The 13,258-nt window shown below is 60.0% G+C and carries 12 protein-coding genes and 1 pseudogene; 8 read left to right on the top strand and 5 right to left on the bottom strand.

Translation table 11 applies throughout. The annotated features are described in order from the left end of the window. Complete coding sequence (locus C7G61_RS19105; RefSeq protein WP_108517412.1) at positions 1 to 780, bottom strand: GntR family transcriptional regulator; 780 nt, start codon at positions 778 to 780, stop codon at positions 1 to 3. Positions 781 to 963: 183 nt separating this feature from the next. Here C7G61_RS19105 and C7G61_RS19100 point away from each other — a divergent pair, with 183 nt between their 5' ends. The 6 genes and pseudogenes from C7G61_RS19100 to uraD all read left to right on the top strand — a co-directional run bounded on the left by C7G61_RS19100 (position 964) and on the right by uraD (position 6,719). Continuing rightward, complete coding sequence (locus C7G61_RS19100; protein WP_244608381.1) at positions 964 to 1,911, top strand: ABC transporter substrate-binding protein; 948 nt, start codon at positions 964 to 966, stop codon at positions 1,909 to 1,911. Beyond that, positions 1,895 to 2,746: an ABC transporter permease gene (locus C7G61_RS19095; protein ID WP_108517078.1), complete on the top strand. Its 852-nt coding sequence runs from the start codon at positions 1,895 to 1,897 to the stop codon at positions 2,744 to 2,746. The genes C7G61_RS19100 and C7G61_RS19095 overlap by 17 nt, the downstream gene beginning before the upstream one ends. Further along, positions 2,746 to 3,522 (top strand): ABC transporter ATP-binding protein, encoded by a 777-nt coding sequence (locus C7G61_RS19090; RefSeq protein WP_108517076.1) that lies wholly within the window; start codon positions 2,746 to 2,748, stop codon positions 3,520 to 3,522. The genes C7G61_RS19095 and C7G61_RS19090 overlap by 1 nt, the downstream gene beginning before the upstream one ends. A gap of 115 nt (positions 3,523 to 3,637) precedes the next feature. Next, entirely contained in the window at positions 3,638 to 4,363 is a 726-nt protein-coding gene (locus tag C7G61_RS19085; RefSeq protein ID WP_108517074.1) for an aspartate racemase/maleate isomerase family protein, read from the top strand. 21 nt (positions 4,364 to 4,384) lie between these two features. Next, positions 4,385 to 5,793 (top strand): annotated as a pseudogene (gene hydA, locus C7G61_RS19080) (dihydropyrimidinase). A gap of 38 nt (positions 5,794 to 5,831) precedes the next feature. Next, positions 5,832 to 6,719: a 2-oxo-4-hydroxy-4-carboxy-5-ureidoimidazoline decarboxylase gene (gene uraD, locus C7G61_RS19075; RefSeq protein ID WP_108517071.1), complete on the top strand. Its 888-nt coding sequence runs from the start codon at positions 5,832 to 5,834 to the stop codon at positions 6,717 to 6,719. 448 nt (positions 6,720 to 7,167) lie between these two features. Here uraD and C7G61_RS43975 read toward each other — a convergent pair whose 3' ends face one another. From C7G61_RS43975 to C7G61_RS19060, 4 genes are all read right to left on the bottom strand, one after another. Continuing rightward, a complete protein-coding gene (locus C7G61_RS43975; protein ID WP_145963651.1) occupies positions 7,168 to 7,398 on the bottom strand; it encodes a hypothetical protein in 231 nt (76 codons plus the stop codon). Continuing rightward, positions 7,398 to 8,378, bottom strand: a complete 981-nt coding sequence (locus tag C7G61_RS19070; RefSeq protein WP_108517069.1) for a Bug family tripartite tricarboxylate transporter substrate binding protein — start codon at positions 8,376 to 8,378, stop codon at positions 7,398 to 7,400. Before C7G61_RS19070 ends, C7G61_RS43975 begins: the two co-directional genes overlap by 1 nt. 251 nt (positions 8,379 to 8,629) lie before the next feature. Next, positions 8,630 to 9,871, bottom strand: coding sequence for an alpha-hydroxy acid oxidase (locus C7G61_RS19065; protein WP_202975781.1), 1,242 nt, complete (start codon positions 9,869 to 9,871; stop codon positions 8,630 to 8,632). A 105-nt stretch (positions 9,872 to 9,976) separates the two neighbouring features. After that, the gene (locus C7G61_RS19060) at positions 9,977 to 10,957 is read right to left on the bottom strand and encodes a LysR family transcriptional regulator (RefSeq protein ID WP_108517064.1); all 981 of its coding nucleotides are present in this window, start codon (positions 10,955 to 10,957) and stop codon (positions 9,977 to 9,979) included. 234 nt (positions 10,958 to 11,191) lie between these two features. On the opposite strand from C7G61_RS19060, the gene C7G61_RS19055 reads away from it, so the two are divergent. Further along, positions 11,192 to 11,806: a UbiX family flavin prenyltransferase gene (locus C7G61_RS19055; RefSeq protein ID WP_108517062.1), complete on the top strand. Its 615-nt coding sequence runs from the start codon at positions 11,192 to 11,194 to the stop codon at positions 11,804 to 11,806. Positions 11,807 to 11,838: 32 nt separating this feature from the next. Then, positions 11,839 to 13,257: a UbiD family decarboxylase gene (locus tag C7G61_RS19050; protein WP_108517408.1), complete on the top strand. Its 1,419-nt coding sequence runs from the start codon at positions 11,839 to 11,841 to the stop codon at positions 13,255 to 13,257. Position 13,258 lies beyond the last annotated feature (1 nt).

Here is a 13,258-nt window from a genome sequence, read left to right as displayed (position 1 = left end):
TCAGGCCGCCGGTCTGCTGATCGGGGTTTTGGGCAGAACCTCCAATAGCGCCGTGCCAGTGCGTTGCACATGCGCCGAGAGGAGGCGCCCTGCCGCTTCGCCATCGCGAGCCTCGAGTGCCGCAAGAATGGCCGCATGTTCCTCAACGGAATTGCTCCAGCGCCGCTCCGCACCGAGCGCTAGATAGCGGGCGCGCTCTGCCCTCGACAGCAATGTCTCGTGCGCCTCGCGCAGCGGCGCATTCCGTGCCGCACGAACGATCAGGCCGTGTATCTCGCCATTGATGGCGAAATAATCGTCGAGCTTGCCATCCCGGTGATAGTTCTCCATGCGCGTCTGCAGGAGGCGCAGACGTTGCAAGTCGCGCTCGGTGGCACGTTGGGCCGCAAGTTCAGCCGCGAGCCGCTCGATGCCGGCGAGCGCTTCGAACAGCTCGAGTATGCGATCTCTCTCGATCTCGGCGATCCGCGGGCTGCGGTTCGGTCTTAATTCCACCAGTCCTTCGGCGGCCAACAGCTTCATGGCTTCACGCAACGGCGTTCGGGAAACGCCAAGCGCCTCTGACAGCCTGGTTTCCTGCATCGACGATCCGGGCTCCAATTCTCCGCGGATGATCATGTCGCGCATCCGCGCCGCGGCGCGCTCATGCAGGCCTGTCCGCTTGAGCTTGACTGTCTTTCGACCCGTACCGACGTCCGATTTTTTCCGCACGTGTCCCGCCTCATTGAATTCGAGATTAGCCGTTTTGGGGCTCATGTCCTGCCCAAAGTATCGGCGTATATAGATGAAAACAATAGCATATCGAATAAATTGTATGCAGTGTGCAAAATCACCATTGCACTGGCGTACGCACGGAAGGATGATCGCAAATCGCGGCGTCGCAGGCGCCACCAACGGAGCGCAATGATGGCGAAGCCTTTCCACCGAGCCTTTCTTCTGATCGCAGTGACGCTGGCGGGAACGATGTTTGCCGCCGCGCAAACGCCGAAGATCAAACTCGGTTTTGCGAAGTGCGCGCACTGTTTACCGATGTCGCTGACCCCTGGCCTCGCCAAGGGCGTCGAGATCGAGGCCACCGGGTTCAATTCCGGCAATGACGTTCTGACTGCACTGGTGTCGAAGAGTATCGACGTCGCACAGGTGACTTACCTTCACTATGTGACGGCGCTCGACAAAGGCTTCGACGTCGTCGCGGTCTCCGGCCAGATCAATGGCGGTTCGGAGTGCCTCTCATCCAACAAGCTCGCGCTGGCGGGCGAGGATTGGGTCGCCTTCAAGAGCATCGTCGCAAAAGCAAAGTCCGACGGACAGCCCCTGAAAATTGCAGCCTCCCGAGGTAACGCGCAGGACATTCACATGCGCGGCGCATTCCTCAAACAAGGTGTCGATCCCAACAAGGACATTCAATTCGTCAATATTCCGAACCCTGCCGATCATTTCGCCGCCCTGCAGCGCGGGGAAATCGACATGGTCTGCTCCGTGGAGCCGTTCGCCTCGCAGATCAGGCTTGCCGGGGCCGGCAAGCATTTCGTTTTCCCCTATGACCAGGCGGCCGGCAACCTCACGAACCTGATCGTCACCCGTTCGGACGTCGTCGCGAGCCAGCGTGCCGGCGTCCAGGGCGTGGTCGGCGCCGTTGTCGCGCTCAATGACAAACTGTCAGTCGAAAATGGTCCCTGGATCGACGTCATCAACAAGCTGACCGGGCTCGACAAGACCGTTGCCATGGAGGCACTGAAAAACGCGTCGCCGGATGCGGCTATTCACCGTCCGCAAACGCTCGCCATCGCGACCATGATGCGCGACCTCAAGTACATCTCGAAGGATGTTTCCGCTGAAGCGGAAAAGAACATGGACTATTCGTTCCTGGAGCAGGCGACCGGCAAGGCGAAAAATGACCTCGGTTATTGAGATTTCACCGGCAAAACCGGTTGCGCGCACGGTTCGCGCATCTCAAGCCTTGGAGCGCTTCGTCGTTCCCGCGCTCCTGATCGCAGGCTGGGAAGCTTTCGCCCGATCCGGCTATCTGCCTCCGGCGCTGCTGCCTGCGCCAAGCGCGGTGCTGCACGCGCTGGGCGACTGGGTTTTCGGTTTCGACGAGACAACGCAGACCTATTCCGGTCACTGGATACGCGACGCCTGGGCCAGCGGCCTGCGCGTTTTCGGTGGCTTCGCTCTGGCGAGCGTATTGGGCATCCTGGCTGGCGTCGCCATCGGCTGGTCCCGTCTCTTTGAAAAGGCCCTTGAACCGACGTTGCAGATGTTGCGGCCCATTCCACCCGTCTCCTGGATACCACTGGCCATCATCTGGTTTGGTATCGCCGACAAGCCGGCGATATTCCTGGTCTTTCTCGGCGCGTTCTTTCCGGTCCTCATGAACACGATCCATGGCGTGAAAACGGTCGACCACAATCTCGTGCGCGCCGCCGCAATGATGGGCGCTACCGAGCGGCAGTTGCTGGCCGGCATTGTCTTTCCCGCGGCGCTGCCTTCGATTTTCTCCGGTCTGCGTATCGCGATCGGCTCGGCCTGGATGCTGACCGTCACGGCCGAGATGGTCGCGGTCAAGAGCGGCCTCGGCTACGTGCTATGGGATTCCTATTACTTTCTTCGCTACGATCTGGTCCTTGCCGCCATGATCTCGATCGGCCTGCTCGGATATCTGTCCGACCTCGGTCTCAAGGCCATCATGGCGCGCGTGCTTCACTGGCAGAGCGCAACGACCGTGCAGGGGAGGGCCGGCTGATGGCTGCGATTGAACTTCGCAATGTCGTCAAGATATTTGCCGACCCCAAGCGCGGTCGCGAACTTCTGACGCTGGACAATATCGACCTCGACATCGATGCGAACGATTTCGTTTGCCTGCTGGGCCCGTCGGGTTGCGGCAAGTCGACCTTGCTCAACATCATCGCCGGGTTCGAAAATTCGACTTCCGGACAAGCTCTGGTCGACGGCAGGATCGTTGAAAGACCGGGTTCTGATCGTGGCGTGGTCTTCCAGCAGCCGACGTTAATGCCCTGGCTGACCGCGATCGACAATGTTGCCTTCTCTCTGAAGCTCAAAGGCGTTGCGAAGCAGGAGCGCCAGCGGAGGGCCATGGAGTTTATCGATCTCGTCGGCTTGACGGGATTTGAGCATCACCATCCCGCCGAATTGTCGGGCGGTATGAACCAGCGCGTCGGCATCGCACGCGCGCTTTTGATGAACCCGCGCGTTATCTTGATGGATGAGCCGTTTGCCGCGCTCGATGCGCAGACCAAGCTCGAAATGCAGGAAGAACTCGTGGCGATCTGGCAGAAGCACCGCTGCACGATTGTGTTCGTCACGCATAGCGTCGATGAGGCGCTCGTGCTGGGCAACAAGATCGTCGTCATGACCCGAAGGCCGGGTCGCATTCGTGAATCCGTCACCTTCGACCTGCCGCGGCCACGCGACATCACTAGCCCCGAATTCAACGACGCCAAGCGCCGCGTCCTCGCGCTTATCCGCGAGGAATCGACGCGCGGTGCTCATGTGGCCTAGCCATAGAGGTGATCGCGCCAAATCTCCCGGCCTGGGATTTACCGGGAAGCCTTCTTGGGCACGGCATTGCGTTGATCGCCATGGTCGGCCACAACATGGACCGATGGTGAATGCAATGCGAACGCGCCTTGGGATGCTTACGCCATCGTCGAATTCGGTTCTCGAACCGGTGACCTGCGCCATGCTCGCTGGAGCCCCCGGGATCAGCGCGCACTTCTCCCGCTTCCGGGTGACCGAGATCGCATTGGATGCCCAGGCGCTCGATCAGTTCGATCCATCCAGGATGTTGCCGGCGGCAGATTTGCTTGCCGACGCCAAGGTCGATGCCATGGCCTGGAACGGCACTTCGGCCAGCTGGGTTGGAATCGAGCGCGACCGGAGCCTTTGCGAAGCGATCGGTGCGCGTACTGGAAAGCCTGCCACGACGTCGACACTGGCCTGCATTGATGCGGTGCGGTCGAGTGGCGCGCAAAGGGTTGGCTTCGTGACGCCCTATACCGACGATGTGCAACTGCGCATCGGCAAGGTTTGGGCGGGTGAAGGTATTGCCTGTCATGCCGAGCGACATCTCAGGCTGCGCGATAATTTCTCGTTCGGAGAGGTAACTCCTGCCGAGATAGCTGACATGATCCGTGCCGTTGCTGCGGAGGGCTGCGACGCGATCGTCGTCCTGTGCACGAACATGGACGGGGCTGCCATTACGGAGGCCCTGGAGCGTGAACTGAATGTCTTGATTCTCGATTCCGTCGCAGTCACGCTGTGGCGAACGATGTTGCTTGCCAATGCAGACCCGAGAATATTGTCAGGGTGGGGACGGCTGTTTCAGTCCCCATTCACCTAGAAGCGACCGGAGGCATTTCACTTGGTACAGCTTGACCTCGCCATCCGCGGCGGCACTATCGTAACGGCCAGCGACGAATTCCGGGCTGATATCGGCGTTCGTGATGGCCGCATCGTAAGCATCGCCGACCGTATTGATGGGGCATCGCGGGAGATCGATGCAACCGGCTTGCTGGCTTTGCCCGGTGGCATCGACAGCCACGTCCACATTTCGCAACCGTCAGGCCCTGACGTCGTGATGGCCGACGATTTTGCCTCGGCTACTCGCGCCGCCGCGGCCGGCGGCAATACCACGATCCTGCCATTCGCATTGCAAATCAAAGGTTCATCGCTGCGCGCATGCGTCGAGGAATACCGAAAACTCGCCGAAGGCGAATGCTACATCGACACATCGTTTCATCTGATCATATCTGACCCGACGGCGGTCGTTCTCGGTCAGGAACTGCCGGCGCTCGTCAAGGATGGTTACACGTCCTTCAAAGTCTTCATGACTTATGAAGACCTTGTTCTAAGCGACAAGCAGTTGCTCGAGGTTTTCGAGGTGGCCCGCCGCGAGCAGGCGCTCGTAATGGTGCATTGTGAAGGGTACGATGCCATCCGTCACCTGACCGAAAGACTGGAACGTGAAGGGCATATCGCGCCATATTTTCACGGAACTTCGCGGCCTCAGATTGTTGAAAGGGAAGCGACGCACCGCGCGATCAGTCATGCCGAGATTGTTGGCGTCCCGATCATGATCGTTCACGTGTCGGGCAGGGAGGCTATGGAGCAGGTACGCTGGGCTCAGCAGCGGGGCTTGCCCGTGCACGCGGAGACCTGCCCGCAATATATCACCCTGACCGCCGACGATATGAAGGGCCTGAATATGGACATGAGCGGTGCGAAATATGTGTGCTCGCCGCCGCCGCGCGACAAGGAGAGCCAGGACGCGATCTGGGAAGGTATCACCGGGGGCGTCTTTCAGACCTTTTCATCCGATCATTGTCCATTTCGGTATGACGATCCGAAGGGCAAGCTGACGCCGAACTCGCGCACTTCGTTTCGCTGGGTGCCAAACGGGATTCCCGGAGTGGAAACGCGTCTGCCGATCTTCTTCTCGGAAGGGGTGTCGAAGGGACGGATAAGTCTTCAGAAATTTGTGGAACTGACGTCGACCAATCAAGCGCGGATCTATGGCCTTTATCCACGCAAGGGCTCGATTGGCGTCGGCTTCGACGCCGACATCGTCCTGTGGGACCCGAAGCTCAAGAAAACGATCCGGCAGTCCGATCTACATCACGGCTCTGATTATACACCGTGGGAAGGATTTGAGGTAGTAGGCTGGCCGGTGATGACCATCGCCCGGGGCAGGTCGTTGCGGACAATGGTAAGATCGTCGGGACCAAAGGCGCCGGCGAAGTGCTGAGCCGCGGCAAGTCGAGCTTGGTCTGAACTGCCGCCCCTCCAGCTCTAATGGTAGCTAGGGTAAAATGTCGTCAGTACTTCTCTCCGTTTTGAATGCTTGCAGCAGGGACGAGTTCGTCGCGGCTCTCGGCAATGTCTTCGAGTATTCGCCCTGGATCGCCGAACACGCTGCTATCGCAAGGCCTTTTGCGGGCGTGCAGCAACTGTTCGAGGCGATGAAGACTGTCGTCGAACAAACAGCACCGGACCGCCGGCTTGCTCTCATCAGGGGTCATCCAGATCTCGCCAACAAGACGCAGCGTGCCGCCGGCCTCACCGCGGAGTCTAGCGCTGAACAGAACGGCGCTGGACTCGATCGGTTGTCGGATGCCGAATTCAAGGCATTTGAGCGGGTCAACAGCGCCTACCGCACCAAGTTTGGTTTTCCCTACATTGTATGCGCACGTCGCCACACCAAGGGTTCCATCCTGCGTGACTTCGAACGCCGCCTGCCGAACGATACCGCGACCGAGGTACAGAACTCGATCAATGAAATATACCGGATTGCGGCGCTGCGTGTTGCCGAGCTTGTGGTGTCAGACGATCGGCTCGGGGTGTACGGGCGTTTGTCGACCCATGTACTCGACGCTCACAGCGGTAGGCCAGCAGAGGGCGTTGCGGTCGAACTGGTTGAGTTGTCGGACCTCGGCGCAAGTCGCGTCGTGACCCGTACGATCACGAACGCGGACGGCCGAACCGATCCGCCGCTGATCTACCACCGGCCGGTCCCGATCGGCTGTTACGAATTGACGTTCAGTGTGGGAGACTATTTTGCCGGACAGCAAGTAGCGACATCCGATCCGCCGTTTCTTGACCAAATTCCCCTGCGCTTTTCCGTGAGCGAGCCGGAAAGCCATCTCCACGTGCCGCTCCTGGTGACGCCCTGGAGCTACACGACCTATCGGGGTAGCTGAGCAGGCCATCCCGATCGCGCCACGCAGATGAGGACGCGCTCGAGCGGCCTCGAGTTGGGCGGATGTGCGCACCAGGCGGCGTGCTAAACCTACTGAGGCGGATTTAACTGAGGGCTCAGTTCGCGAGATGAGCGGTTATCGAATGACTACTTTGGCGCAAAGCGGACGTCAACGGAACGACTGCGAGCAATCTTGCCGTGACATGACCGGCTCGATGAGCGATCTGCTCACGTGTACAATTGGCCGTTCGGCAACTAAATATCCATTTCCGTCAGCGCAAACTTCTTATGTCTACCTAGAGCCGGCCATCTGCATTCAGACAACGGATCATGGACAGGCCGTCCGGACTGGACGAGGGGGGAGGTATCTGCTCGGCCCGCCCCGGTGGTGAATTGCGACTATGCCGATATCGACGCGCGCTGTTCTACAGGCTGCGCCAGGACGTCTGTCAGACGAAAAAGCACCAACTGCTTCTCCGGCTTCCGCCACGCCTGTTTGCTCCAGAAGGGCGCTGGAAACGATTCGGCATCGCCCGCGACGCGGTAAGGGGGAACAGCAGGCCGGTAGCGTCGATGCAGAATTCTTTTACGTCGGCAGCACAGTCCGTGAGGTCGATTGCCGCATCATGTCGGACAGTTGTCGGATCAATAGCGTCACTGACCCCATCGATCGCAAACATCAGTTGCTCGAAATGCCGGTTTCTTTGATGAGAGTTCGCCATTTGATGACCTCAGATGAGATCAAGGCTTTGAATTCAGCCTGGGTCGTGTAGATCGGGTCGGCGCCGATATCGACCATCCGCTTCTGCACCGTCGGATCAGACATGATCTTCACCACCTCTTGGTGCAATCGATCAATAATCGGTTTCGGCGTTCCCTTCGGCACGAGCAGACCGAACCATGCGAAGGATTCCAGATCCGAAATGCCCGATTCCGCCATCGTGGGGACATTCGGAAGTGCCTTGCTGCGTTGCTTGCTGGTTACCGCGAGGGGCCGCAGCTTACCGGCCTGAAGTTGGCCCGCGATGTTGGGTATGAGTTGAAAGCTTGCCGGGACGTCGCCAGAGACAAGATCCAGTGCGAGTGGGCCCGCGGCGCGGTAGGGGATATGACGCAGACGCGTTCCCGTCCGGCGCTCGAACAGCACGCCTGCAAGATGCTGCGAACTTCCGTTGCCGATCGACGAATACATGACCTCGTCAGGCCGCGCTTTTGCAAAATCGATAAATTCCTGAACATTGTTCGCGGGGATCTTTGACGGATTGACCACAAGAACGTTGGGCATTGTGGAGATCAATGAGATCGGCTCGAAATCGTTCTCTGGATCGTAAGGGAGGTTGGTTGTGAGCGTCTTGTTGACGGCGAGCGGACCTGAAGAGCTCAGCAAAAGGGTGTAGCCATCCGGAGCAGCCCTCGACACGTTATGCGTGCCGATATTACCGCCGGCGCCTCCCTTGTTTTCGACCACGATGGTGCCGCCCAACGCCTCTCCCAGTTTCTCCGCTAGAATACGGGTGACTGCGTCGCTTGCGCCGCCTGCGGGGAAAGGTACCACCAATGTAATCGGACGGGAGGGATAGTTATCTGCAATTGCCGAAGGGCTATATCCAGCCAGAGCCGAGAATATGCATAGGCCAATCGCGGTAAAGCGGAACAGCATTTTGGGGTCCTCAGAGATCGGTTTCCTCGCGGGCCGTAGCCGCTCCGAGGGTCTGCAGCTGCAGGACCTCGGGCTCGACCTCTTATCGCGTGCTCTTAACGCCGCTGAACTACGATTTTGAACCTATGGCTGATCTGTCTCGATCCCGCGGAGTCTCGCGACTTACCAAGGGGTCTCAAAAATTGCGGAGAGAGCAGAATGCGTCCGTGCCCTACCGAACGGCACAGGATTCGGCGCCTTGCCTTGCGCATTCAAGTGAAATCGAAGGCGTCCCGATGGCGAAACGTCAGTTGCGGGAGCGCGTCGAGCGATGGGGCGCCCAGTTGCCCCATTGCGGTTTCAAGTTCTTCCTTTAGAAGACCTGCGACGTAGCCGGCGCCTCGCTCGCCGAGTGCACCGAGCCCGAGAAGGAAAGCGCGGCCGGCAAATGTGCCGCGAGCTCCGAGCGTGATGGCGCGCGCAACGTCCAGACCCGATCGGATGCCGCTGTCGAACAGGACGGTGGCTCTGGTGCCGACGGTTGCTGCGATCGCGGGAAGGACATCGATCGCCGCCGGAGCGGCGTCGAGCTGTCGGCCGCCATGGTTCGAGACTAGGATCCCGTCGACTCCCACGGCAATCGCTTGCTCGGCATCAGCAGGATGCAAAACACCTTTCACAACCAGCGCCCCGGACCATGCATCGCGTATTCGTTTAACGCTATCCCAGGAAAACGTGCCCTTAATCTGGCTCTGCACAAAGCCGGCCGTCTTCGCCAGCGTCGCCGGCTTCTCGACATAGCGTTCCATATTGCGAAAGGCCGGTGTGCCCGCTCTCGCGAGCGCCAGCAGCCAGAGCGGCGACGAAGCGACGTCGAAGATGGTCTTTGCGGTAGGGCGGAACGGGACCACCAGGCCGTTGCGCAGGTCGCGCGGCCGTTTGGAGCGAACCGGAGCATCCAGTGTTGCGGCGAGGACGTGCACGCCGGCCGCGCCGGCCCGTCTGACCAGATCGAAGGTGACGGAATGGTCGTCTGCGGGCAGTCCGTAGAGTTGAAACCACCCATACGGGCCAGCGAGCTCCGCAACTTCCTCAATTGAGGCGGTTGCGAGGGTGCCGGCGATATACGGAATTCGCAGCTTGCCGGCAGCCGCCGCAAAGATCCGGGTGGCGCCCGGCCAGACGATGCCATCGACTCCCACAGGCGAAATGCCGATTGGCATCGCGCAATTGATACCGAACAGCTCGACCTCGGTACGAACGGGAGCAGGCATGCCATAGCGCGGCACCAACTGCACGGCATCCAGAGCCTGCCGATTGCGCAGCGTGTTCAGATCGTTTCCCGTGCCGCCCTCAAGGAAGTCGAAGGCAAAGCGCGGAATACGGCGACGGGCGCGACGCTCAATGTCGTCCAGGGTCGACAGGCGTCGACGCAGGCGCGCCTCGGGGCCCGTTCCGCTGCCGGCGCCCCAGGCCTGCGCATGCGGCGAGAAGCTGCGGCCAAGATTGCCCAACATGAGAAGCGTCCCTTGATTGCATAGCGGGACTTCTCTTAGGGCGCGGGCGAACATCAGCGCAAATAATTACGAATGATGACATTGATAGCTCTTGATGATTGGTCAGGGTCGCGCAGATCGTGATTTGGGGCGCGGTGTCCTGCGTCTTGAAGCAGCTGCGGTACCCGGCTGCACATAGTTGCTGGCCGATCTCGCCGCCTCGACCAGGTCGCTGCGTATGATATCAAGCACCGCTCTTGCCGCGGCGGATACCATCCGGCGTGGGTGATGGACCCAGGCGATGGAGCGGGAAATTCCCGATTCGTCGAAACGATGCGCTCTCACCTTGCCGTTCGCCAGCGATTGCTGCAGCGCGATCGTCGGCAGCGCCGTGACGAGATTCGTGGTGGCAACCACCTCGCAAAGTGCAGGCAAGGTGTCGAGCTCCAGCCTCGGCTTCAACTCGATACCAGCTGTGGCGGCGTGCTCCTCAAGAATCATTCGCAGGCCATGCCGTTTCGACGGCAGCACCAGATCGAAATCCGCCAGATGCTCGAACCGCAGCGTTGCCGGCAGCTTGATCGATGCGTCCTTCTGACAGGCGAATACCATCTCCTCTTCCATCACGTGGTGGGTCGTCAGCGAGATGCGCCTGCGCGGCACGTTGATCAACGCAAAATCGAGCTGCCCGGAGTTCACCCAGTCGGTCAGGGTTTCGGTGTAGCCTTCGCATGCCGAGAGCGTGATCTCAGGATATAGATTCGCGACCGTTGCGGAAGAGCTTGCCATCGTGCTCTGCGCTACCGAAGTAATGAGTCCGACAGATACCTTGCCTGAAAGGCGGCCGTTAAGCCCTGCCATCTCCTGCTTGGCGTATTCAACGTCGCGCAGGATAGGGCTCACCAGCCGGGATAGAGCTTCGCCGGCGACGGTCAGTGTCATTCCGTGGCTGCTGCGGTCGAACAGCTTTTGACCAAGCTCGGCCTCGAGCTTGGCGATCTGCATACTCAGTGCAGGCTGCACGATGTTCAACTGACGGGCAGCGCGTGTAACGTTCTTTTCTTCCGCGAGGCAAAGGAAGTACTGCATCAGCCTGAATTCCATCGCGTCCCTCCTGTTCCTCGGCCGCCTCGCTATCATTTCAGATGATCAATATGATAATCAATCATTATTTGTTTTGATGCTGGCTTCCCCCTACGATTGCTTCAAATCCTGATGGTTCGAGCCGCGAACGTCGGGCCGGAACGCCCCGCTCCACGAAAGAAGGGTTCGGGATCGCCGTAATTTGCTGCCGATAGATGATGTCGCAGCAGCGAGAGGGAGCGCCGTCGAAAGGCCATGCAGGATCGGCTGCCACAACGGTTGATAATCGGCATCTCGGGTGCCTCGGGCGTGATCTATGGCGTGCGGTTGCTGCAACTGCTGCGCAACGCCGGCGTCGAGACACATCTCGTGATGTCGAAGACGGCCGAGCTGACCTTCGCCTATGAAACCGACCTGAAGATTGCCGAGGTCAGGGCGCTCGCCAACTTCAACCATCCCATCGGCGACATGGCAGCCTCGATCTCCAGCGGTTCCTTTCGCACGGCCGGAATGATCGTCGCCCCCTGTTCGATGCGGTCGATGTCGGAAATTGCTTCCGGCGTCACCACCACGCTGCTGACGCGGGCAGCCGATGTCGCATTGAAGGAGCGGAGACGGCTGGTGCTGATGGTGCGCGAGACCCCGCTGCACACCGGTCATCTGCGTACCATGACAGCGCTTTCGGAGATCGGCGCCATCATCGCGCCGCCGGTGCCGGCTTTCTACGCCAAGCCGGACAGCCTGGACGACATGGTCGAGCACACGGTCGGACGCGTGCTAGATCTGTTCGGCATCGACATCGGCGTGGTTCGCCGCTGGGGTGAAGACGAAGCCTTGAAGCGTCGTTCGCTGAAGAAAATCGCGCCCTAATGGTTGAAGAAAGCCGGGGAAAGGATCTCAACATGCGGACCGAAAACCTGACAGAATCCGCCGCAGCGGACACGCCAAAGGATTTGCGCTCCTGGCTCGCTCATCTTGCCGAGCACGGCAAGCTGGCCGTCGCCCGCGAGGGAATCGACCTTGCCGATGAACTCGCGGCCGTATCGAAGCGGCTCGAACGTGATCGTGCCGTGCTGTTCCCAAAGCCCGGCGGACATGACATTCCCGTCGTCGCCAATCTGTTTGCCGCGCGCGACTGGGTCGCGGACGCGATCGGGATCAGCGAGGATCAATTGCTGCCTCGCTTTATTGCAGCGGCGCGCACGCCGCTTCCGACCCGGGAGGTGGCAAGCGGGCCGGTGCAGGAAGTCGTTCACAGCGAGGTCGATCTACTCAAGCAATTGCCGATCCCCAAACACAATGAACGCGACAGCGGACCCTACATCACCGCGGGTCTGTTGATCGCCCGCAATCCGCGTACCGGAATCCAGAACGTCTCGATCCATCGCTGCCAGATCAGCGGGCCGAATCGGATAGGCGTTCTCCTGCTGCCGCGTCATACGCTCGCCTACTTTCGAATGGCGGAAGAAACGGGCGGGGCGCTGGAGATTGCCATCGTGATCGGGGTGCATCCCGCCCTGATGCTGGCGTCGCAGGCGATTGCAGCGCTGGACGAAGACGAGATGGAGATTGCCGGCGCGCTGCTCGGCTATCCGGTCGATGTCGTCAAATGCAAGACCAACTCGGTTCGCGTTCCCGCGCATGCGGAGATCGTGATCGAGGGGCGAATCCTTCCTGGAGTCCGCGAGCCCGAAGGGCCGTTCGGCGAGTTTCCCCAATATTACGGGCCACGCGCCAATCGCGAGGTGATCGAGGTCGATTTGGTGACGCACCGCGCCCAGCCGATTTTTCACACCATCGTCGGCGGCAGCTACGAACACCTCGTTCTCGGCGGGGTGCCGCGCGAGGCGACGCTGCTGCAGCACCTGTGGCGGAGCTTTCCCAACGTGCTCGATGTGCGCCTCACGCGCGGCGGGGTCTGCCGCTATCACCTGGCGGTGCAGATCGACAAGACGGCCGACGGCGAGCCGAAGAACATCATCATGTCCGCCTTTGGCGCGCATTACGACATCAAGCAGGTAGTCATCGTCGACAAGGACGTCAACATCAGCGACCCCGAGGAGATTGAATGGGCTATCGCCACGCGTTTCCAGTGCGATCGCGACCTCCTCGTTATCTCCGGGGCGCTTGGATCCAAGCTTGATCCGACCACCAAAAACGGTATCAGCGCAAAGATGGGTCTGGATGCGACGGTGCCGATCGATGCACCCGAACTCGATTTCAAGCGCATTCATGTCAAGGGCGAGGAGCAAGTCGATCTCGCCTCGGTGCTGCAGAAGGATTCCAGTGCCGCGTTCTACCGTATTCTAAGAGGTGAATAAC

The sequence above is a fragment of the Bradyrhizobium algeriense genome, assembly GCF_003062295.1.
In the GTDB taxonomy this organism is placed as follows: Bacteria; Pseudomonadota; Alphaproteobacteria; order Rhizobiales; family Xanthobacteraceae; genus Bradyrhizobium; species Bradyrhizobium algeriense.
This window is presented reverse-complemented; position numbering and strand designations above follow the sequence as displayed.

Bases quoted from the DNA above. Each gene is read 5' to 3' on its own strand.
- C7G61_RS19100 (WP_244608381.1), top strand. From the start codon at position 964: ATGTTTGCCGCCGCGCAAACGCCGAAGATCAAACTCGGTTTTGCGAAG.
- C7G61_RS19095 (WP_108517078.1), top strand. From the start codon at position 1,895: ATGACCTCGGTTATTGAGATTTCACCGGCAAAACCGGTTGCGCGCACG.
- C7G61_RS19090 (WP_108517076.1), top strand. From the start codon at position 2,746: ATGGCTGCGATTGAACTTCGCAATGTCGTCAAGATATTTGCCGACCCC.
- C7G61_RS19085 (WP_108517074.1), top strand. From the start codon at position 3,638: ATGCGAACGCGCCTTGGGATGCTTACGCCATCGTCGAATTCGGTTCTC.
- uraD (WP_108517071.1), top strand. From the start codon at position 5,832: ATGTCGTCAGTACTTCTCTCCGTTTTGAATGCTTGCAGCAGGGACGAG.
- C7G61_RS43975 (WP_145963651.1), bottom strand. From the start codon at position 7,398: ATGTTTGCGATCGATGGGGTCAGTGACGCTATTGATCCGACAACTGTC.
- C7G61_RS19070 (WP_108517069.1), bottom strand. From the start codon at position 8,378: ATGCTGTTCCGCTTTACCGCGATTGGCCTATGCATATTCTCGGCTCTG.
- C7G61_RS19060 (WP_108517064.1), bottom strand. From the start codon at position 10,957: ATGGAATTCAGGCTGATGCAGTACTTCCTTTGCCTCGCGGAAGAAAAG.
- C7G61_RS19055 (WP_108517062.1), top strand. From the start codon at position 11,192: ATGCAGGATCGGCTGCCACAACGGTTGATAATCGGCATCTCGGGTGCC.
- C7G61_RS19050 (WP_108517408.1), top strand. From the start codon at position 11,839: ATGCGGACCGAAAACCTGACAGAATCCGCCGCAGCGGACACGCCAAAG.